The 18,360-nt window shown below is 48.6% G+C and carries 23 protein-coding genes and 1 pseudogene; 19 read left to right on the top strand and 5 right to left on the bottom strand.

From position 1 onward, the window contains the following. Positions 1–36: 36 nt before the first annotated feature. The 5 genes from DRF71_RS27615 to DRF71_RS27610 form a co-directional block, all read right to left on the bottom strand. Positions 37–585 carry a hypothetical protein gene (locus DRF71_RS27615; RefSeq protein WP_157971198.1) on the bottom strand — a complete coding sequence of 183 codons (549 nt, stop codon included), beginning with the start codon at positions 583–585 and terminating at the stop codon, positions 37–39. A gap of 298 nt (positions 586–883) precedes the next feature. Further along, positions 884–2,089, bottom strand: coding sequence for a hypothetical protein (locus DRF71_RS19680; RefSeq protein ID WP_157971197.1), 1,206 nt, complete (start codon positions 2,087–2,089; stop codon positions 884–886). A gap of 977 nt (positions 2,090–3,066) precedes the next feature. Further along, complete coding sequence (locus DRF71_RS19675; protein ID WP_157971196.1) at positions 3,067–3,657, bottom strand: H-NS histone family protein; 591 nt, start codon at positions 3,655–3,657, stop codon at positions 3,067–3,069. 983 nt (positions 3,658–4,640) lie between these two features. Next, the gene (locus tag DRF71_RS29515) at positions 4,641–4,763 is read right to left on the bottom strand and encodes a S26 family signal peptidase (protein WP_408634556.1); all 123 of its coding nucleotides are present in this window, start codon (positions 4,761–4,763) and stop codon (positions 4,641–4,643) included. A gap of 283 nt (positions 4,764–5,046) precedes the next feature. Continuing rightward, a complete protein-coding gene (locus DRF71_RS27610) occupies positions 5,047–5,427 on the bottom strand; it encodes a hypothetical protein (RefSeq protein WP_157971195.1) in 381 nt (126 codons plus the stop codon). A gap of 260 nt (positions 5,428–5,687) precedes the next feature. Between DRF71_RS27610 and DRF71_RS27605 the strand changes: the two genes are divergently transcribed. The 19 genes and pseudogenes from DRF71_RS27605 to DRF71_RS19605 all read left to right on the top strand — a co-directional run. Further along, entirely contained in the window at positions 5,688–5,948 is a 261-nt protein-coding gene (locus DRF71_RS27605; protein WP_157971194.1) for a spike base protein, RCAP_Rcc01079 family, read from the top strand. Positions 5,949–5,951: 3 nt separating this feature from the next. Next, the gene (locus tag DRF71_RS27600; RefSeq protein ID WP_157971193.1) at positions 5,952–6,776 is read left to right on the top strand and encodes a hypothetical protein; all 825 of its coding nucleotides are present in this window, start codon (positions 5,952–5,954) and stop codon (positions 6,774–6,776) included. A 45-nt stretch (positions 6,777–6,821) separates the two neighbouring features. Then, positions 6,822–7,226, top strand: coding sequence for an IS66-like element accessory protein TnpA (gene tnpA, locus DRF71_RS19665; protein ID WP_112312268.1), 405 nt, complete (start codon positions 6,822–6,824; stop codon positions 7,224–7,226). Further along, positions 7,223–7,573 carry an IS66 family insertion sequence element accessory protein TnpB gene (gene tnpB / locus DRF71_RS19660; RefSeq protein ID WP_112312267.1) on the top strand — a complete coding sequence of 117 codons (351 nt, stop codon included), beginning with the start codon at positions 7,223–7,225 and terminating at the stop codon, positions 7,571–7,573. Before tnpA ends, tnpB begins: the two co-directional genes overlap by 4 nt. A 58-nt stretch (positions 7,574–7,631) precedes the next feature. Next, positions 7,632–9,282, top strand: a pseudogene (gene tnpC, locus DRF71_RS19655) (IS66 family transposase). After that, positions 9,282–9,653, top strand: coding sequence for a hypothetical protein (locus DRF71_RS19650; protein WP_198672290.1), 372 nt, complete (start codon positions 9,282–9,284; stop codon positions 9,651–9,653). The pseudogene tnpC and the gene DRF71_RS19650 overlap by 1 nt, the downstream one beginning before the upstream one ends. Continuing rightward, positions 9,653–10,048 carry a hypothetical protein gene (locus DRF71_RS27595; protein WP_157971192.1) on the top strand — a complete coding sequence of 132 codons (396 nt, stop codon included), beginning with the start codon at positions 9,653–9,655 and terminating at the stop codon, positions 10,046–10,048. Before DRF71_RS19650 ends, DRF71_RS27595 begins: the two co-directional genes overlap by 1 nt. A gap of 81 nt (positions 10,049–10,129) precedes the next feature. Then, positions 10,130–10,300 carry a hypothetical protein gene (locus DRF71_RS27590; protein ID WP_157971191.1) on the top strand — a complete coding sequence of 57 codons (171 nt, stop codon included), beginning with the start codon at positions 10,130–10,132 and terminating at the stop codon, positions 10,298–10,300. Beyond that, positions 10,300–10,662 (top strand): HNH endonuclease, encoded by a 363-nt coding sequence (locus tag DRF71_RS29510; RefSeq protein ID WP_112312266.1) that lies wholly within the window; start codon positions 10,300–10,302, stop codon positions 10,660–10,662. Before DRF71_RS27590 ends, DRF71_RS29510 begins: the two co-directional genes overlap by 1 nt. 100 nt (positions 10,663–10,762) lie before the next feature. Continuing rightward, on the top strand, positions 10,763–11,281 hold the full coding sequence (locus DRF71_RS19640; RefSeq protein WP_112312265.1) for an HNH endonuclease: 519 nt from the start codon (positions 10,763–10,765) through the stop codon (positions 11,279–11,281). A 24-nt stretch (positions 11,282–11,305) separates the two neighbouring features. After that, on the top strand, positions 11,306–11,728 hold the full coding sequence (locus DRF71_RS27585) for a hypothetical protein (RefSeq protein WP_157971190.1): 423 nt from the start codon (positions 11,306–11,308) through the stop codon (positions 11,726–11,728). 101 nt (positions 11,729–11,829) lie between these two features. Then, positions 11,830–12,390 carry an HNH endonuclease signature motif containing protein gene (locus DRF71_RS19635; RefSeq protein ID WP_157971189.1) on the top strand — a complete coding sequence of 187 codons (561 nt, stop codon included), beginning with the start codon at positions 11,830–11,832 and terminating at the stop codon, positions 12,388–12,390. A gap of 177 nt (positions 12,391–12,567) precedes the next feature. Next, positions 12,568–12,987, top strand: a complete 420-nt coding sequence (locus tag DRF71_RS27580; RefSeq protein WP_157971188.1) for a hypothetical protein — start codon at positions 12,568–12,570, stop codon at positions 12,985–12,987. A gap of 114 nt (positions 12,988–13,101) precedes the next feature. Then, positions 13,102–13,671 carry an HNH endonuclease signature motif containing protein gene (locus DRF71_RS19630; RefSeq protein WP_112312263.1) on the top strand — a complete coding sequence of 190 codons (570 nt, stop codon included), beginning with the start codon at positions 13,102–13,104 and terminating at the stop codon, positions 13,669–13,671. Then, the gene (locus tag DRF71_RS19625; RefSeq protein WP_112312262.1) at positions 13,671–15,215 is read left to right on the top strand and encodes a terminase large subunit; all 1,545 of its coding nucleotides are present in this window, start codon (positions 13,671–13,673) and stop codon (positions 15,213–15,215) included. The genes DRF71_RS19630 and DRF71_RS19625 overlap by 1 nt, the downstream gene beginning before the upstream one ends. A 44-nt stretch (positions 15,216–15,259) precedes the next feature. Continuing rightward, positions 15,260–16,462, top strand: a complete 1,203-nt coding sequence (locus DRF71_RS19620) for a phage portal protein (RefSeq protein WP_112312261.1) — start codon at positions 15,260–15,262, stop codon at positions 16,460–16,462. Between the two features lie 5 nt (positions 16,463–16,467). After that, entirely contained in the window at positions 16,468–16,881 is a 414-nt protein-coding gene (locus tag DRF71_RS19615) for a M15 family metallopeptidase (protein ID WP_112312260.1), read from the top strand. A gap of 52 nt (positions 16,882–16,933) precedes the next feature. Next, positions 16,934–17,449 carry an HK97 family phage prohead protease gene (locus DRF71_RS19610; RefSeq protein WP_112312259.1) on the top strand — a complete coding sequence of 172 codons (516 nt, stop codon included), beginning with the start codon at positions 16,934–16,936 and terminating at the stop codon, positions 17,447–17,449. Between the two features lie 23 nt (positions 17,450–17,472). Then, positions 17,473–18,360, top strand: an 888-nt coding sequence (locus DRF71_RS19605) for a phage major capsid protein (RefSeq protein ID WP_112312258.1), incomplete at its 3' end; no start/stop codon positions are given.

Here is an 18,360-nt window from a genome sequence, read left to right as displayed (position 1 = left end):
GGTGTGTTTAGCGTGTCGATGAACTCTCAGGTTTCCCTAACATGTGCTCCATGGCTTTCTCTTGGAAAGGGCTGTTTCGGCGCAATACTCAGTCGCAACGTTGCTTCCGACGAGTGCGCCAGTCAGATCGATGTTTTCTAAACTGCATGTTACCACTCGAGTGTTTGAATCTGTTTCAATTTCTTTTGGTCGAATTTTCCAATCGAATAAATAACCACAGATGACGGTGCTGCCGTTAAACATTGTATTGGCTCTTTTGGGATCTACATTTTCTATGCCCCATAGGCGGAGACGATTGTTTTCCGGGGGGCAAATTTCGTTAATAATCTTGATTCCGCCAGTAGAATCGGTAAAGATTATCTCCCCAAACTCTCCTAAGAACGCGCAGTCGCTACTGGCTTTTACTTCATTGGTCGAAAAATTGACTATCGCCGCTATGATTAAAGTTCCTGCTACAGTAACTATTTTTCTTTTCAAGATCAACGCTCGCTCTTTTTGATATTTTACGACTTGGTCATTATGAAGCTGCCTCATACAGCTATACAGCCTAGAATCCATACTGGCGGGCTGGTTGTCACCGATCAAGGAGAATTCACCGCTGCTTATTAATATTTCGGCCAAGCACTCGCTAAGGTTGAATTCGGCTATGTGCCGAAACCAGATTGTATTAATACTTCAATAAGTTACGAGTGTTCGGGCGGTCTGGGGAGTTGTATGGCAGTTGACGGTCGCTCTGCCTGCCCGGATGCTGATCCGGTGGCCTGTGCGGATCATACGCCAGTTTGACGGGTGAGGATGAGCAAGCGTAAGCGCAAGCAAACCGTCTCTCAGAGTCTGAGCCATGCTGCTGGCAGAGACGCGGAAGGATTGCGGGGCAGAGTAGTCATGCTGCAACGCTGTAAATTTCAACGGCTGGACCAAACTCAGCGCCAGTGCTGGTGATATATCCCTTTTGGAAAAGATCGCGGATTGTCTTTTGATAATCGGCAATGCTATCAAACAAATCCGCGAAGTCTTTCTCAACAAGTGATTTTATCGTAATTGCGAATGCGTTTGATCCAAGGGAGGTAATCGTTTTGATGATCGATTTCTCTTTTTCGTTATCACCCTTGATGTTAGCACCCGCTTCAACAGGCTTTGTCGCCGTCGCTGAATAGGACTTAAGAATCTTTAAGATAGCTGTCCTTGCTTCTGGTGTGATCAGGCCTGCTACCGGGTTCAATCCCTCGGGCGAGTGTCCGAACATCTGAGCAAACACCCATTCAATCCATGGGCCTTCCTTCTTCTTATCCCGCGCCCAGGCGATTACCGCGCTGAACGCGGTTTGCTCATCTACGGGCTTCACAGGCTCACAAGAGGGTTCTGGCAAGATCGGGTCATCCGCCACGGACTCGGGCGTCTGGCGGCTCTCAGAGGGCTTCACTGGCAGGGATACCGTGATCGGCTCGGGGGTAAAGCTGACCATGACGGGTGCAACTGACTTGAAGTCATCCGGGACTATACCATTCTCACGTGCGAAGGTGAGAAGGGAAGGCGTGTCATAGATTGCGTTCGCAATCTCAGGGAAAGTGGCGCGCGACCACGCGATGAACGTATTGTAGACATTCGATGAATTACTTTTACCAAACAAGAATGAATTCGAAATAGCTTCCGACTGCCTACGCAGAAGATTGCGTTCTGTTCGATCCTCAATCGCGCCAATCCTGAAACGGATGTGGTCAGTTAGAAGTCCGAACAAGAACTTATCGCGGGTTGACCCTTTGACACTTGCAAGGGTTCTGGTCAGGTCTTTATTCTTCGCTCTGATTTTGTCCTGGCGGATGGCAGCATTATAATCATTGCGACAATGATCGGAACAATACTTGTGGGGCTGTCCCTTGCCAAACGCATTGGCTTTAACTCGCTCAGGCGGCATTGGGCAACCACAAAAGGCGCAGGACTTGACAGCGGATAGTGCTGCCAGCCGCGCAAAGTTATGGTTCATAATCGGCTTTGGGGTATGGTTGGGAGAAGGAGTGACTTCGGACTCGCTATTGAAGCTGTCAACAAAATCATTCCATGAAAATTCAGAGTCGGGCGTATCACGCATTTTTAAATCACTTTCGTTTTTAGGTTTGTTGGTTCCTCGCTTTCTGTTGTTGTGTTTTTGGGAGGGTCAGGGGAATGGTAGCTACTCCATTACCCATCACCAATACAACAAACATCCGAAAGGACAGAAGTATATAGGTGACAAGAGTCCAAAACCCGGCCCAAAATGACAGAATAACATCCTTATAATTAACCTTAATCGGAATAACGTTCCGGAAGTATTGGCATGATCTGCGAAACTGATTTAAAACAGAAAGCGGAACAAAATCGGAATAGATGATGAGGATTTCAGATCGGTTCGGAATTCGTTTCGGAAGCAGAGTGAATGATTTCGGATCATCAAAGTATGGTTTGTAAGCTGTTGAAATTTCATGGAAATAAATTTAAATGAAATGGACCGAATTATAACTTCCTTTTGAGGATGAGTTATCTGTATCTGTAAAAATTACATTATTAAGTCATTGATATATCGGGATAAAATCAGACTAAAATCAAATGAAATGAAGGAAATTTAGGGTGCTAATATCTGAGCGAAAGAGGCGTCAACGCCGCAGAGTATAGGCGGTTCCAATAAAGTTTATGGTTCCAATAGGATTTTGGTTTCAATAAAGTCTTTGGTTCCAGTAAGGATTGTGGTATCAATGAATTCTTTCGGTTTTGTGTATCTTGCTCTGTGTCGATTTCGGAGTATTGCTCAATGCTTTCTGATCTTTACGAATTGATTTATTGATCACATCAATCTAACCCAAAGATCAAAAATACCACTTCGTATCTGACTGACCCTTATGATTCTGATTCTCTTATATTTCTGTTTCTTTTATAAGATACCAGTTATGGGGGTTTCTGGCCGAGTTATGGGTGAGTTATGGCCGAGTTATGGGTGAGTTATGGCCGAGTTATGGGTGAGTTATGGGTGAGTTATGGAAAGGGGATCAGCCTTTATGACCAATCCCCAGGCATCCCCTCATCGTGCAGTCTTTATGATGCTTGCTTGTCTCTGATCCGAAGATCATCCATATCATTACCGGCATCAATCCAGTCATTCATCCAAGCAGGCTTTGTGCCTCTTCCTGACCAAGTGATACTTGCATCATTCGGTTGTGCAAACTTCTGCTTAGCAGGCTTCTGCTGCACCCGAACTTTCAGTTCATCGGGGTCATGTCCATCATTCAGATACTGTTTCAACCAGTCTGGCATGGCGTCTTTTCCGCAATGGTGAAGAGGAAATTTTCCGCTAGGATGGTTTAAAACAGTGCCATGCTTTCCGATTGATCTTACGCCTTGCTCATCCGCTGACAACAGAACAGCGCATTCCTGAATAATCTGATTTTCATCGGCAGACGACAGTATGATTTCACAAACCATGTCACCAATGTTAACCCATTTCAAAGATGCAGCGGCAATCACTGCCATAAATGCTGCGGGCGAAAAGCCATTAATGCTGTAGTCATAAATCCCTGAATCGGAAAGCTTGCGAAATCCGCGATTGAAGAAGTTATCAAAACCCTGCGCTCTATCAATTACAAATGATTGAATGTAATTCATGCTGTGCTCGGTCGTCTGTTCCATGATCATAATCCTATGGCTGATCAAAATTTGGTTTCAACGCAATGATTACTGCGAAGAAGCTGAACTTCTCCGAACCAAATCTAACTGTCAATATCCCTGAGTGATCATCAATGCCAATTGTATTAATTGAGTAATTGGAAATGGTTTCACTATTGCTGTAAGTCGTTGATTTGCATTAGTCCAATAACCCAATTGAATTTTCAATCGGCCCAAAACTTTTTTAAATCAGAAGTGGTGAAGTGTCTTCCATCCGAAGCAGGATGCCTGATCGTTCAGGGTGTTCTCTGTATGCTCTCTCGTCATGCAGGATGATCAGTCGACTCACAGATGGGGCTACAGACGCGCCAGATGCCCCTTTACAGGCGTCATGGAACAGGATCGCTGGACGGTTCACCGCGACGGCCAGCTTGTCGGCAAGTTCAGGCGTGTTGCCCATGGCTCGGCGCCGTGATGGCTGAATTATATTCGGCGCCCCCATTAATTTCAATTGCGTCGAGAAAATCTTGTGCGGACATGCTGCAATTTCCCTTATGTCGAGTGATTGAGGGGGGGTGAATTCGTTGAACTGTTTGCGTCGTTCGTAGGGTTCGCTATTGTGTTGCTATTTTGTTTGAGATAAGGAAATAGCTGAGCCTGTCTTCTTGCAAGTTGCAAGTTACAAACCGGAGATTCTCATCGTGATATATTTTTCGCTCTTTATCATAATCGGTGGCGTAGACGTAGCCGCACGAAACCGGCATGTCTTTTAAAAAAATATTTGCTTGCGTATTGTTGACGGATTTAATTCCTGATAAGATATAATTTCCATTGTATTCGGGACACCGTTCATTGTGAAGTCTTATGACGCCTTGTTCGTCAATGAATTCAATTTCTCCAGTGAGAGCCATGTATCTGCACTCCGCAAGCAAAATGCTTGGGCTAAGGATGATCATAGTGCCAGTGATGACGGCGCATAATGACGATCTATTCATGGCGTTGGGTCCTCATTTATAGAAGTGCAGGTTAATGTTCCCTACGTTCCGGCGCTGTTGAACTGTAGACCCATATCTCCTAGAATCCATACTGTCTGGTCGGTTGTCTTCCATCAAGAAGAAATCGCCATGCACTCGTTAGGGTTGAGTGAAATTGAGTATCTAGTTCCGTTAATTGATGTTTCCCAATCGGTTAGCATGGTTCGAGGTGTCTGGGGCAAGGTTTTACCGTTGACGGTCACTCTGCCTGCCCGACAAGCTGATCCGGTTGCCTGGGAGGACATACGCCAGCTTGTCGGGGGTCAGGATGAGCAAGCACCATCTGACCATCAATCGGAGTCGAAGCCCTGCCGTTGCCCTTGACGCGGAAGGATTAAAGGGCAGGGCGCCAGGCAAGCTGTTCACCTGGCCGAAGATATCAGAGATTCACACAAGCAACGATCATTTCAGAATAGGTTGCTTGGTGTTTATTTGGAGGGATTGCTTTAGGTGAATTTGGGATGAACAAGGAAAATTGCAGGAGCCAACCATCACTCCCTCTATTCACCAATCTAATCGTATGCGAAACATTGCCGTCTATCTTGGTTGATGAGCAAAGATAACCTGCGTCTATCGGTGCGCAATACAACTCATACTTTGATATATCCTCTCCGCTAATCGTTCCAGTGTCCCCTGATATTTGAATGGCAACTGCCTTGCCGTTCTCAAGAGATGCTATGCATGTAAGTCCGACATCTGCATTTGCTCCTGTAGCCATCAGGAATGTGGCGGTCAGGGCTGATAATGGTCTCAGCATCATAAATGCTCTCCACTGTTATCTGTCAAATAGCATGAAGCAGCGAAAATTCAAATCCCATAAATACATTCATGATTTGAACAAGAAGGGCAACAAAATGGCAGAGCGGGCGAGAAGCTGGATCAAGCGTAACACATATTGGGCCTTCATTATGGGGTCATGGCTCCTGTTATTCAGCTATAAGATCGCTCATGCCCTTCCTCTGTTGTTTTGAATTATCAATTCCCTAAATATCTTCGAAACATATTATCGGAGTAAGCGCGATGGCTGACCAATTCAAAGATTTCTCAAAAAACGTATTGGCTGGTGCCATCGGTTCTTTTCCGGTTACTCCGTCTGATACAGTCGATCTTACCGAAGTTGTAAGGCAAATTACAATTTCGGGCGCTGGAACAATTTCATGGCTGGATCGCGAAGGTAACGTTCATACCACCGCATCTTTGCCGGTCGGAACATACCCTATTATTGCGAAGAGGATTCGTGCAACTGGAACAACTGCTACCGGCATCACTGGTTGGATCTGAGCCATGATCGGGATTGGCATTTCTCTTTCTATTTCCGCAAATACAATTGTCGATAGTGAAGTTAAAGTAGAGCCATGGGAGGTTCTATTTAATACGCTTTCCCCTAATTCGACAAGGTTGGAAATTCTTTGGCCAGACCCGCATTTCTGGTTTTCAGATTCTGCTGGTATGGTGCCTTGGGTATCTGGACCAGTGCGCGGTTGGCGCAGCACGGCGGGAACGCTGTTTAACCAACCGACAAATTCAGATTTTGCGCCGTCCGCTACTGCGTTTGCCAATGGTAATGTCGCCCTGTCTTTTGATGGTGTGGATGATACATTGACCAGTGACATTATATATCCGCTTGGCCCAACCTCTGAATATTTACACATGGGAGGTATGGTCATATCGGGTGTAAATATCAGCACCAGCTACTCACATGTGGCAGGTATCTACCAGGACATTTCGCGAAGGCTGGACCTGACTGCCCGAAGCACTGCAACTTTGTATGGGGTTCAGGCTGTTGGTAGAGTAACTGGCACGAATTTGCTGTCATCGTTACCGAATGATATTAGTCGAAGAGGTCTGCCATTTATTTTCCAACAATCGCTGACAAGCACTCGCTTGGATTTTCTTTACAAGGACTCTGTTGCCATTACTGCTAACACTCCTGCAACTGGCACTCTTTCAGCGTCTGGTTCTTTTCCTTATGCGATAGGTTCACAAGCATCAGGTATGCCCATGATTGTTGGACCTCTTGTTTTGCGCGAAGGTCTATTACCATCCGCCCTTGCCCTTGCCGCCGCTGAATCAATTATCAATGACTATATCGGAGTAAGCCTGCGGTGAAGGCCGTCTGCTCTGATTGAGCAAATGGTCGTAAGGCATTGCCTTATGGCATGCGCTTCAACTGTTTCACCAATCGAGATCTTCGCCGCCGATGAGGGTGGCCGTCGTCGGCACTGGTCTGACGAGGACAAGATCCGGATCGTCGAAGAGAGCCTGCGCGGTTTCCGGCAGGGTTCGGCGACGGCGCGCCGGTATGGGATTTCCCGGTCGCTTCTTTCGATCTGGCGGCGCGAGTATCGCAGCGGGACACTTGGCGCGTCGGGGGCTGGTGGGGGCTTCGTGCCATTGGTGATTGCGGGCGCCCCGCCTACGCCAGCGGAGCAGCCATCGCGGGAAGCCGACGATGCCCGGATCGACATCACGTTGACGAACGGGCGTCGCATGACGATCTCTGTGTCGCTGGCCCCTTCGCATCTTGCGGCGTTGCTGGCCGTGCTGGACCCGCGATGATTGCCTTTCCGGCGGGGGCCCGCGTGTGGATTGCAGGCGGGGTAACGGACATGCGGTGCGGAATGAACAGTCTGGCGCTGAAGGTCCAGCAGGGGCTGGGGCGCGACCCGCATGGTGGCGAGATCTTCTGCTTCCGGGGGCGCAAGGGTGACCTGATCAAGGTGCTGTGGCACGACGGGGTCGGCATGTCGCTGTATCTGAAGCGGCTGGAGGCCGGAAAGTTCATCTGGCCGGTGAGCCAGAATGGCTCAGCCGTTCCGGTTTCGGCAGCGCAGCTCGGCTATCTTCTGGAAGGAATTGATTGGCGCAATCCGCGCTGGACACAGCGGCCAGCATCAGCGGGTTAATGGGCAAAATTCCCTTGTTTTATTGGACTATTCTTGGGTTCCGTGGTAGGTCTTCGGCATGTCGGAGACCGCATCTGAGATCGCTGTTCTGCGCGCCGCACTCGCCGCGGCAGAGGCCCGCGCGTCTGCCGCAGAAGGCGCATTGGTCGCCGCCAAGGGGAGTTGACCCAGGTTCAGGCGATCGTCTCGGCCTCCGAAGACATGATCCGGCACCTTCGACTGCAGATCGCCAAACTCCGCCGCGAGCAATATGGCCATAGCGCCGAACGCCATGCCCGGCTGATCGAACAACTGGAGATGCAGCTCGAGGACATCGAGACCGACATTGCCGATGACCGGGCCAAAACCGGGCAACGGGCCCGGGGGCGATGGTCGCGGCCTTCGAGCGCCGCCGCCCCGCCCGCAAGCCGTTCCCCGAGCATCTGCCCCGCGAGCGCGTGGTGGTTGAGGCGCCGACGTCCTGCACCTGCTGTGGTTCCGCGCGCATCGTGAAGATGGGCGAGGACATCACCGAGACGCTGGAGGTGATCCCCCGGCAGTGGAAGGTCATCCAGACCGTCCGTGAGAAGTTCACCTGCCGCGACTGCGAGCGGATCAGCCAGCCGCCCGCGCCGTTTCATCCGACGCCTCGGGGCTGGGCGGGGCCCAATCTGCTGGCCATGATCCTGTTCGAGAAGTTCGGCCAGCATCAGCCCCTGAACCGGCAGGCCGAGCGCTACGCGAAGGAAGGGGTTGAGATCAGCCTTTCCACCCTCGCCGACCAGGTCGGCGCCTGTGCCGTGGCGCTGCAGCCGATCCACGATCTGATCCGTGCTCATGTCCTCGGCACTGAACGATTGCATGCGGACGACACCACCGTGCCGCTTCTGGCCAAGGGAGGCACCAGGACCGCCCGCCTCTGGACCTATCTGCGCGATGACCGGCCCTTCGGGGGTGGGGCGCCTCCGGCTGCGCTCTACTACTTCTCCACCGACCGCAGGAAAGAACACCCGACCCGGCATCTGACGGGCTGGACTGGCATCCTGCAAGCTGACGCCTATGGCGGCTACAACGATCTCTATCGCCATGATCACAAGCCCGCGCCGGTGCGCAGCGCGCTGTGCTGGGCGCATGCCCGGCGCAAGTTCTTCGAACTGGCGGATATCAAAGCCACGGCCCGCAAGGGCAAGAAGGTGGCCGAGGAGATCTCGCCTGTGGCGCTGGAAGCCGTTCAACGCTTTGACGCCATCTTCGATATCGAGCGCGAGATCAACGGCCTGACCGCCGAGGCCCGTCATGACGCCCGTCAGCGGCTGGTGCGTCCGATGGTCCAGGATCTACATGACTGGCTGCGATCCGAACGCGCCCGGATGTCGAAGCACAACCCTGTCGCCAAGGCCATCAACTACATGTTCGAGGAAGACGGCCGCTGGGAAGCTTTCACCCGGTTCCTCGATGATGGCCGGATTTGCCTCACCAATAATGCGGCCGAACGAGCCCTCCGCGGCGTCGCCCTCGGCCGGAAAGCCTGGCTCTTCGCCGGATCACCGCGCGGCGGCGACCGCGCTGCCTTCATGTATTCCCTGATCGTCACAGCCCGGATGAACGACATCGACCCGCAGGCTTGGCTGGCTGACGTCCTCGCGCGGACGCCAGAAATATCCCTCTCTCGTCTGCCGGAACTGCTCCCTTGGAACTGGCGCCAAACTGATCGGAAGGTGGCCGCCTGATGGCCCGCGTCACACACACCTACACGATCGACGAGGTCGCCAAAATGATCGGCGAAAGCCCCGAGCTCATCGAGATCACCAGCGCCAATTCCGACAACATCGATTACGGCGAGATGATCTGGGTCGACAACGGCACCGAGGAAGGGATCAAAACCTTCACGGACCGCGGCATCGAATGCCTGCAGGAGCTCCTTGCAGACATTCGAACATGGGATGGCGGCATCCTCGAGTTCCTCCGATATGAGCAGTGTGATCCGGCAGTTATCGAACGCATCATGGCTGACCAAAAAAATGATGAGCCGGAAAACCTTCGCCACAGCGAAGAACATAACTGCGGCCTACGCCGGATGCTTACTATCGGAGCATACTGATGCAGAGAGTAACCGTAGCCGTTTCGGCTGAACCAAATTTGATGAAGGGCGCAAATCATGTGCATGTTCTTCTGAGCAAAGCAGAAAATTTTGATACTTACTATGATCCCGGTTGGCAGGATTCAGATGGTAATTTGTATTGTGTTTCATCTGGTCTATGGTCGGATTTGCAAATTGAAGGCGTAACTGATCCTACCATTTTTTCAGAAGTGATATATGAATTGATGCAGATCTATCCTGACATCGACATGGCAGCGGTAGCAGTTGCCCAAGATGCTTTTAGATGGGGAGGCAAGGCTGAAACTTCTAAAATAACGGCTATTATTGGCGATGATCCATTTTCTGCATTGTCTGAAATGGGCCTTCGCCCACTGGAAGAAAGTGTTGAGGATTAAAGCGGTGCCTATTCCAATTATTTGATCTTACTAATTATGGTGATGTTGTTTTTATTAATTCATTGAGAAGGGGGAAAGCTGGTGGCCGAAGAAGATAGAATTGATTTTGAATTACTTTTGGAAAATCAATCCCGCATTTATGATCGACTATGCAAGGTTGCTGACGACTTGGAATACCTGATGCAGAAGGAGTGCAGGCAGATTACAAGCCGGGCGATTGAAAGATGGTCCATTGATATGGAACGGAAGTAATGGCGTGGGCATCCTCAAATCGCATTTCATCAGCAGAGTATAAGCGGAACAGGGATCATGCTCGGAACAGGGATCAGGGCTGTTGCGTAAGGTGTCTGATCATTGATGGATTGATTGTTCCCGCGCGTGATTGCGACCACTGGATTAGTCAAGCCCAAGGCGGCTCAGATAATTTGGATAATCTTTGGATGCTCTGTGGTGCTTGCCACGACGATAAGACAGCACAAGAAGCTGCTGGAAGATCAGGGTTTAGGTCTCGCATCGACTATTCGTCAGGTTGGGCGATTGATGAACCAGACTGGAAGAAGATCATAGAGGATAGAACCAAAGCCTATTGGGCTGAAAGAACGATGATTTGTTGAACTAAATATCAGTGAGCAAAGATGATGCTCACCACGATGTCTCAAACTTTATAAGGGTCAGTCTTCGGGCTGGCTCTTTTTTTATGAAAGCGAATTTGATATGCCCGTATATCCTACCCAAGCCGAACTGAAACAAGAAATCAGATATGATGAAGTGACCGAAAAATATTACTGGATCAATGCCAGGCGCGGGAGAAAGATCAATGCACCAATCGGTAGTATTGATAAGACGACCGGATATTACAGAATGGGATACAACTACCAATCCTTGTTCATGCATCGGGTTGCTTACATTTATCATCATGGTTCTATTCCAGATGGATATTATGTCGATCACATCAATGGTGATCCATCAGACTATCGCATTGCTAATCTAAGAGCGGTGACGCCTGCTGATAATTCGATAAATAGATTTAAAGAACATGTGAGTGCATACGGAATGGGTGTCACAAGAAACAAGAATAGATACTCATCAATGATCAAGACAGGCGGAAGATACAGCAATCTTGGAACATTCGATACCGCCGAAGATGCAGCCCTTGCTTATAAGAACGCCAGTATTGCAAGGCATGGTGATATGTCGGTGTTTCGTCGTCCATCATTCGCAGGCATGACTTGATCAATCGATTTAAGGAATCAAATAATGTGGGTGTATAAGGGCAAGCAATTCAGATCGGATGATATTAAAGACAACGTGGCATTCGTCTATTTGATTGAGGAAGTTGAAACGGGAAGAAAGTATATCGGGAAGAAATCTTTCTTTTCAATCAGAACATTACCGCCATTGAAAGGGCAGAAGCGAAAGAGGAAAGTCAAATCAGAAAGTGGATGGATCGAATATTTCTCATCGTCAGAAAAATTAAAAGCATTGGTAGCTGATCGTGGTCCTGAACATTTCAAGCGAACAATCCTGCATCTGGTTAAGTCGAAAGGGGAAGCATCATACCTTGAAGTGTTTGAGCAAATAAAAAGAAATGTTCTCATTGATCAAATGTATTTCAATGATTTCATCGGATGCCGCATTCATTCAAGGCATGTTGCCAATCTGAATGGAAAGGCATTCTGATCTGAAACCCTATCTATAATATCCATGTGTCGAATTTGGGGGATCGCAACCCCCATTTTCAAAACCATTCATATGGATGTAGACACATGAGAGGGTTTCAAATGAAAGCAGTAAAGAAATACCCAAGTCAAGAAAGGCTCAGGGAACTATTCTTCTATGATTGCACTACCGGGTTTCTGGAATGGTTGCCACGTCCAAGGGAAGATTTTCCGTCATATACTAAGTTTGAGAGATGGAATGAAAGATGGCCGGGAAAGATAGCAGGAAGCAAGTCAGTTAAAGGTTATCGTTCAATCTACATCGGGTCTGATGTTTATCTCGCGCATAGATTGGTTTGGATATTGAATAACGGAGACATCCCTGATGGTTATCTTATTGACCATCGCAATGGTGATGGTGATGACAATAGGCTTGAGAATCTGAGGTTAGCAACGGCGCTAGAGAACTCAAGGAATGCAGCACGGCAGGTTAACAATACATCAGGCTTTGCTGGAGTGTCGTATGCTGAAAAGGACTCTCGGTGGGTTTCAAGGATTAAAATTCACGGCAAGCATAAACTTCTGGTGAACTTCAAATCATTTCAAGATGCAGTTGATAGGCGGATTGAAGTGGAAATAATGATCTTTGGTGCTTTTGCGCCTTGCTTGACTAGAGCGGCCTAACAATGGGTTTGTCTAAATAATTCTAAAGGTATTCGATTCTGTTTGACAATTGTGCATTTGAAATTGACCGGGGGTATACCCTTTCCGATTCGGCATTTTTACAGGCACCGATGTGAGATCAGAGAGAAATTTAAAACCCCAGAATTTTTCTAAAACCAATAAGAAGGGTGAAAAGCCATGGCAAGAAAATCGCAGCTTGAAAAGCAGATTACTACAGTTTCATTCAACGCAGGGGAAAAGCCAGCGGCCCCGAATACTTTGACCTCCGAAGAGGCTATGGTCTGGGATTCAGTTTTTCTGTGTGTCCGATCAGATTTCATCCCGGCAGAGGGATATCCAATTCTGATACTGTATTCGAGACATTTGGCGAAAGAGAAGCTTTACGCAAAGAAGTTGGCGGAACTGGAAGAGAGACTTGATTTCGCAAATCCAGAAAACTTGAAGATGATCGATAGACTGTCAGGATTGGTTGAGCGTGAGGGTAGGGCGGCTCTGGCATGTGCAAGAAGCCTGAGACTTACATCTCAATCTCTCAGAACGGCTGATCAGAACAAGGATCGATCTGCTAACCCCGCCAAACGCCCATGGGAAACCTGAGAATTACATTCCTCTAAGTAATAGCGTGGTGATGACACGCGGGGAGTCGTCGGCAGGCGCTCCCCTTTTTTATGCAGTCATTGCCTCTGTCATCATTACAAGAGGAATTTGAAAATGACTAATCCAAAGAAGCCACTTGTCCTACCCGAACAGCAATGGCTGAAAGACCGATTTGAATATGATCCGGATCGCGGTTTGCTGATTTGGAAAGTAAGACCGCTGGCTGATTTCCCTACCGAACAAGGATGTAGAATCTTCAATGCTCAGTTCGCCGGTAAGGTTGCTGGATCATCTCGCCCTGATGGGTATCGGCGTGTAAAAATTGGGAACCCGGAATATCTCCTGCATCGATTGATTTACGTATATCACAATGGGGAGATTCCTGACGGCTATTGTTGTGATCATAAGGATGGTGATCCTTCAAACAACAAAATCGATAATATTAGGATCGCGACACGCTCTCAGAATTCAATGAACCAGAAGGAACGTTCAAACGGCTCCGGGGTTCGGGGTGTTTATAAGCCTCGCAATAAAAAGTTTTGGATTGCTCAAATTGAAATCAATGGTGTTCACCACTATTTGGGGAGTCATGCAAGCCTTGAGCAAGCTGCAAATGCCAGAGCCGAAGCCGAAAAGAAATTGTTCGGTGAATACTCTCTGTCAGTCTCGCGTGAGGCTGCGTGATGGCGAAGAAACAATCCAAAATCGTTATAGATTGGATAGAGAAGCATCTATTCATTCCGGAAGGGGCGGGGGTTGGGAAGCCCTTCAAGCTAGTTAAGTTTCAGAAAGAAATCATTGAAACCATCTATGACAACCCGCATGGAACCCGCCGCGCCATCATTTCCATGGCCAGAAAATCAGCGAAAAGTACTCTGACTGCTGCCCTTGCAATTGTTCATTTGGTCGGCCCTTTGGCGAAGCGGAATTCCAGCTTGTATTGTGCCGCACGGACTCGGGATCAGGCAGGCATCCTTTACAAGCTGGCCTGCAAGATGATCCTTCAAAGCCCCTCATTGATGCCTTTCTTGCGTATCAACGAAACAAAAAAGATGATCACTTGCCCTGATCTTGGCACCACATTCCAGGCACTTTCATCGGACGCGAAGAGCCAGCTTGGCCTGTCGCCGGTCTGGGTAGCCTTCGATGAAATTGGAGCGGTTAGGGGGCCACAGGATGAACTCTATGACGCGCTGGAGTCTGCCATGGCTGCGCAGGAAGCCCCCTTGAGCATCTGCCTAAGCACACAGGCACCTTCGCCGGATGATCTGCTGTCTATGCTGATTGATGACGCTCTTACAGGCGCTGATCCCACAACCGTAGTGAAGCTGTATGCCTGCCCGGAAGACGTTGACCCATTCTCGCCCGAAGCCCTGACCTATCATCCTGCTTGGGATAGCTTCGTGAATAAGAAGGAACTGAAAGGCCAGCAAGCGGCGGCTAAACGGCTTCCATCGCTTGAACCTGCCTTCCGAAACTACCAACTCAATCAGCGAATTGAAGCAACTGCCCCTTTCATCAACCGAACGATCTGGGATGAATGCAAAGGTTCGCCCGAAGATTATGAAGGTCAGGATTTGTATCTGGCTCTTGACCTGTCTGTTACTGCTGACTTGACTGCATGTCTGGCGCTTTATCGATCAGAAGACACTAAGCCATGGTCAGTTAAACCATTCTTCTATCTGCCTGATGATGGAATTGAAGATAAATCGCGGGATGATCGTATCCCCTGGAATGTATGGAAGAAGACAGGATACCTGACAACCACTCCGGGTAGGGTGATCAGTTACGATTGGGTTGCGGCTCAGTTGATGGAATTGAGTAATAAGGCGAAGATCGTCAAGATTGCGTTTGACCGATATGGCTTCAACCATTTCAAGCCAGCCCTTATTCGTGCAGGATTTACCGAAGAGTGGATTGAAGAAACCTTTGAACCATTTGGCCAAGGGTTCGTCTCGATGTCGCCTGCTATTCGTCAACTTGAAGAAATGATTTTGAAAACAGAAATTGCACATGGCGGAAACCCTATCCTGACCATGAACATGAATAATATCAAGGTGATTTCTGATCCGGCTGGAAACCGTAAGTTTGTTAAACATACTGGATCAAAAAAGATTGACGGGGCTGTTTGTCTGGCAATGGCTTCCGGCCTTATTCAAAAGATTGGGGGTGAGAAACCAAAAACCCAATCATACTTGTCACATTCCCCGCTCCTGATCCTGAATTAATCGGATTAACTAAATACCTCGAATATATTCATTTGAGGTTTCCCATGTTTGGCATTTTCGAAAAGAAATCAACTGAGCCTAAAAAATCAATTGTCCATAGGGTCAGTGAATCGTTTGGCTGGTCGTTTGGCGGAACATCTGCAACGGCTCCGGCTCTGGACAATCAAACGGCGCTGGAAACCAGTGCGGTTCTTTGTGCAGTAAAGACGATCAGTGAAGGCATTGCCTCAACGCCGCTTCGGGTGATGGAGAACTACACCGATTCCGGCCTTGATAAAGTGCGGGTGGCGAGAAATCATTGGGCAAATAGGTTGGTCAATAACCCAAACGGGTTTATGACGGCTTCGGATTTCTGGGAAATGGCGGCGGCGGCGGCAACTCTCGGAAAGGGCTTTATGGCTATCAAGGTTCAGGTCAAAGATGAAATTCGTGAATTGATCCCGGTTCCGTCTGGATCATGGGTGATGGAAATATTGAACGATTTTACTTACCAATTCCGTGTCACTCAGGCTGATGGAAGGCAAGTAATTTATGGGCAGAATGCAGTATTCTATTTCAAGGGTCTAAGCCTGGACGGATACTCGGGGATTTCCTCAATTGAGAAAGCCCGCAAAGCTGTCGGTATTGCTTCCGCTTTGGAAGGTCAACAACTCCAAACATCCGCGATGGGTGGCCGTCCATCAGGTTGCTTGACCTTTGAAAATCCGCTCACTCCCGATCAGGCCAAGGGTATCCAAGAGGCATGGAACTCTAAATTCGGTCCAAACGGGCAGGGCGGCATCGCTGTATTGGATGGTAAGACGACATTCAGCCAAATGCAACAGAATGCAGTTGATAGCCAATTTATTGAGAACAGAAAGTTTCAGGTGGCAGAGATTGCACGAATTTTCAAAATCAATATTGCATTTATGGGTGATGCTCCGATCACTGCCGAATTGATGCGCTGGCATATCACCAACAGTTTGAGGCCATGGTATGTGCGGATTGAGCAAGCCTTGAACAAGCAAATTTTGAACAACGATCCGAAATACTTCGCTGATTTTGATGAACTCGATTTGTTGCGCGGCAATCATCAGGCAATGGGAACATTCTTCAAAGATGCTCTTGGCGCTGGTGGTTCACAAGCATGGATGTCGGTCAATGAGTGCCGCGCTGAAATGGGGCTTAACCCTATCAATGAGGAATGGGCAATTGGTGTTTCCAAGGGTGGTTATGAACTGAGTGCTGCTGCAAAGGATAAGGGTTAAAATAAATGAGTAATTTTAAATTCTCAAAACGTTCATTGGATAATCTAGCGACATGTCATGATGATCTGCAACGGGTCGCGCATTTGGCGCTAAAATATTCTTCAACTGATTTTACGATTACGGAAGGTGTCCGGGCGGTTGAGCGCCAAAAGGAGATGGTCCGGATTGGCGCAAGCAAAACAATGAATTCTTACCATTTGGATTCAAAGGATGGCGTTATTGACGGGAAGGGCATGGCACTTGATTTTTACTGTTATTATGACGGCAAGGTTCAGGTAAACGCTCCGATCAGCAAATTCGCAGAAGTGGCCAATGCATTTAAGAAGGCTGCAAAAGAATTGGGATTGATGATCGAATGGGGTGGGGATTGGAAAAGTTTTATCGATGCCCCTCACGTTCAACTCTTGGGTAAAGCCTAAATTTTCATACGCCTAAATATCCTCAGTTAATTAAATTGAGGGGTTTGGCGTGATGGAACATAAGAATTTCAACATCGAAATTAAAGCCGAAGACACGGAAGCAGGCACGTTTGAAGGCTATGCTAATGTCTTCGGCGTTGTTGATCGGGTTGGCGATATCGTCATGCCAGGTGCTTTTACTGCCACTCTCGCCACTTCGCGTAAAGTCAAATTTCTCTTTCAGCATGATGCTAATCAAATTCTGGGCGTGATTGATGAATTGAAGGAAGACGAAACCGGATTGTTCATCAAAGGCAGATGGGCAGATACTGATCGCGCTACCGAAATTCGTGAATTGGTTAAGATGAAGGCCATTGAGGAATTCTCAATCGGCTATCGGACTCTTGATTACGCCTATGACAACGAAGGCAATCGCCTTTTGAAGGCGGTTGATCTTTGGGAAGTCTCTGCGGTCACTTTCCCGGCTAATCCAGATTCAAAGATTACCGACTCGAAATCCATTGATGATGAAAAACTGAATTCAGAAATTCTGCGGCTCCTAAATATCCGTATGAACATTCTTTCCTAATTTGCAAATTGAGGATTTATAAAATGACTCTTGAACTGAAAAATGAAATCGAAAAAGGCAATACGCTGATCGCTGCTATCCGTGCGGAAGTCGATGGCGTGAAAGCTGCTGACGTTCTGACCGAAACCAAAATGGCCAAGATGGAGGCCGATCTTGCGATTGCGCTGAAATCGGTTGCCGATCTGCAAACCGCTGCTGCCCGTCCTGCACTGGCCGGTAAAGGTGCAGAAGCTGTCGATGAATATAAGGCTGCGTTCCTTGCGCATGTCCGTAAGCCGGGTGATCTGTCTGCTGCCCAAACTCTGGAAATGCAGGCAAAATCCATCAACATCACTACCCCGTCAAATGGTGGTGTGGCTGTTCCTCGCGTGATTGCGGATGAAGTCGCCTCGGTCGCTTTCGATCTGTCGCCGCTCCGCCAGCTTGCCCGCGTCGTGACTGTCTCCACCTCGGATTACCGCGAAGTGTTGTCAAATTCTGACCAAGGCGCGGGTTGGGCAAACGAAACCGGAACTCGTTCGGTGACTGCCGCTGGCACTTTTGCTGCCATTGCTCCGACTTTTGGCGAAGTTTATGCAACCGCTGAAATCAGCAACCATGCTCTGAACGACATGCATTTTGACGTTCAAGCTTTCTTGGTCGATGCTCTGGGCCGCAAATTTGCCGCTATGGAAGGCGCTGCTTTTGTCAACGGCAACGGAACTGACAAACCGACTGGCCTTCTGAATGGTTCGGTCATTTCGACCGTCAAAACTGGTGCTGCTGCAACCCTCGGCACCAATCCTTATGATGCTCTCATTGATCTGCGCTACGGTGTGAAAGGTGAGTATGCCCAGAACGGTAGTTGGCTGCTGTCGTCTGCCACCCTCGCGCAACTGGTTAAGGTCAAGGACTCGACTGGCAACTACCCC

Origin of the sequence: Pseudogemmobacter bohemicus, from assembly GCF_003290025.1 — a bacterium.
Lineage (GTDB): Bacteria > Pseudomonadota > Alphaproteobacteria > Rhodobacterales > Rhodobacteraceae > Pseudogemmobacter > Pseudogemmobacter bohemicus.
Note: the sequence above shows the minus strand (reverse complement) of the source record. Positions and strands in the feature narration are given on the sequence as shown.

Excerpts from the sequence above, each read along its gene's own strand:
- DRF71_RS19610 (WP_112312259.1), top strand. The coding sequence starts at position 16,934 with ATGGAACATAAGAATTTCAACATCGAAATTAAAGCCGAAGACACGGAA.
- DRF71_RS19650 (WP_198672290.1), top strand. The coding sequence starts at position 9,282 with ATGGCCCGCGTCACACACACCTACACGATCGACGAGGTCGCCAAAATG.
- DRF71_RS27605 (WP_157971194.1), top strand. The coding sequence starts at position 5,688 with ATGGCTGACCAATTCAAAGATTTCTCAAAAAACGTATTGGCTGGTGCC.
- DRF71_RS29510 (WP_112312266.1), top strand. The coding sequence starts at position 10,300 with ATGGCGTGGGCATCCTCAAATCGCATTTCATCAGCAGAGTATAAGCGG.
- DRF71_RS27610 (WP_157971195.1), bottom strand. The coding sequence starts at position 5,427 with ATGATGCTGAGACCATTATCAGCCCTGACCGCCACATTCCTGATGGCT.
- DRF71_RS19680 (WP_157971197.1), bottom strand. The coding sequence starts at position 2,089 with ATGCGTGATACGCCCGACTCTGAATTTTCATGGAATGATTTTGTTGAC.
- DRF71_RS19625 (WP_112312262.1), top strand. The coding sequence starts at position 13,671 with ATGGCGAAGAAACAATCCAAAATCGTTATAGATTGGATAGAGAAGCAT.
- DRF71_RS19635 (WP_157971189.1), top strand. The coding sequence starts at position 11,830 with ATGAAAGCAGTAAAGAAATACCCAAGTCAAGAAAGGCTCAGGGAACTA.
- DRF71_RS19640 (WP_112312265.1), top strand. The coding sequence starts at position 10,763 with ATGCCCGTATATCCTACCCAAGCCGAACTGAAACAAGAAATCAGATAT.
- DRF71_RS27600 (WP_157971193.1), top strand. The coding sequence starts at position 5,952 with ATGATCGGGATTGGCATTTCTCTTTCTATTTCCGCAAATACAATTGTC.
- DRF71_RS19630 (WP_112312263.1), top strand. The coding sequence starts at position 13,102 with ATGACTAATCCAAAGAAGCCACTTGTCCTACCCGAACAGCAATGGCTG.
- DRF71_RS19615 (WP_112312260.1), top strand. The coding sequence starts at position 16,468 with ATGAGTAATTTTAAATTCTCAAAACGTTCATTGGATAATCTAGCGACA.
- DRF71_RS19675 (WP_157971196.1), bottom strand. The coding sequence starts at position 3,657 with ATGGAACAGACGACCGAGCACAGCATGAATTACATTCAATCATTTGTA.
- tnpA (WP_112312268.1), top strand. The coding sequence starts at position 6,822 with ATGGCATGCGCTTCAACTGTTTCACCAATCGAGATCTTCGCCGCCGAT.
- tnpB (WP_112312267.1), top strand. The coding sequence starts at position 7,223 with ATGATTGCCTTTCCGGCGGGGGCCCGCGTGTGGATTGCAGGCGGGGTA.
- DRF71_RS19620 (WP_112312261.1), top strand. The coding sequence starts at position 15,260 with ATGTTTGGCATTTTCGAAAAGAAATCAACTGAGCCTAAAAAATCAATT.
- DRF71_RS27580 (WP_157971188.1), top strand. The coding sequence starts at position 12,568 with ATGGCAAGAAAATCGCAGCTTGAAAAGCAGATTACTACAGTTTCATTC.
- DRF71_RS27585 (WP_157971190.1), top strand. The coding sequence starts at position 11,306 with ATGTGGGTGTATAAGGGCAAGCAATTCAGATCGGATGATATTAAAGAC.
- DRF71_RS27595 (WP_157971192.1), top strand. The coding sequence starts at position 9,653 with ATGCAGAGAGTAACCGTAGCCGTTTCGGCTGAACCAAATTTGATGAAG.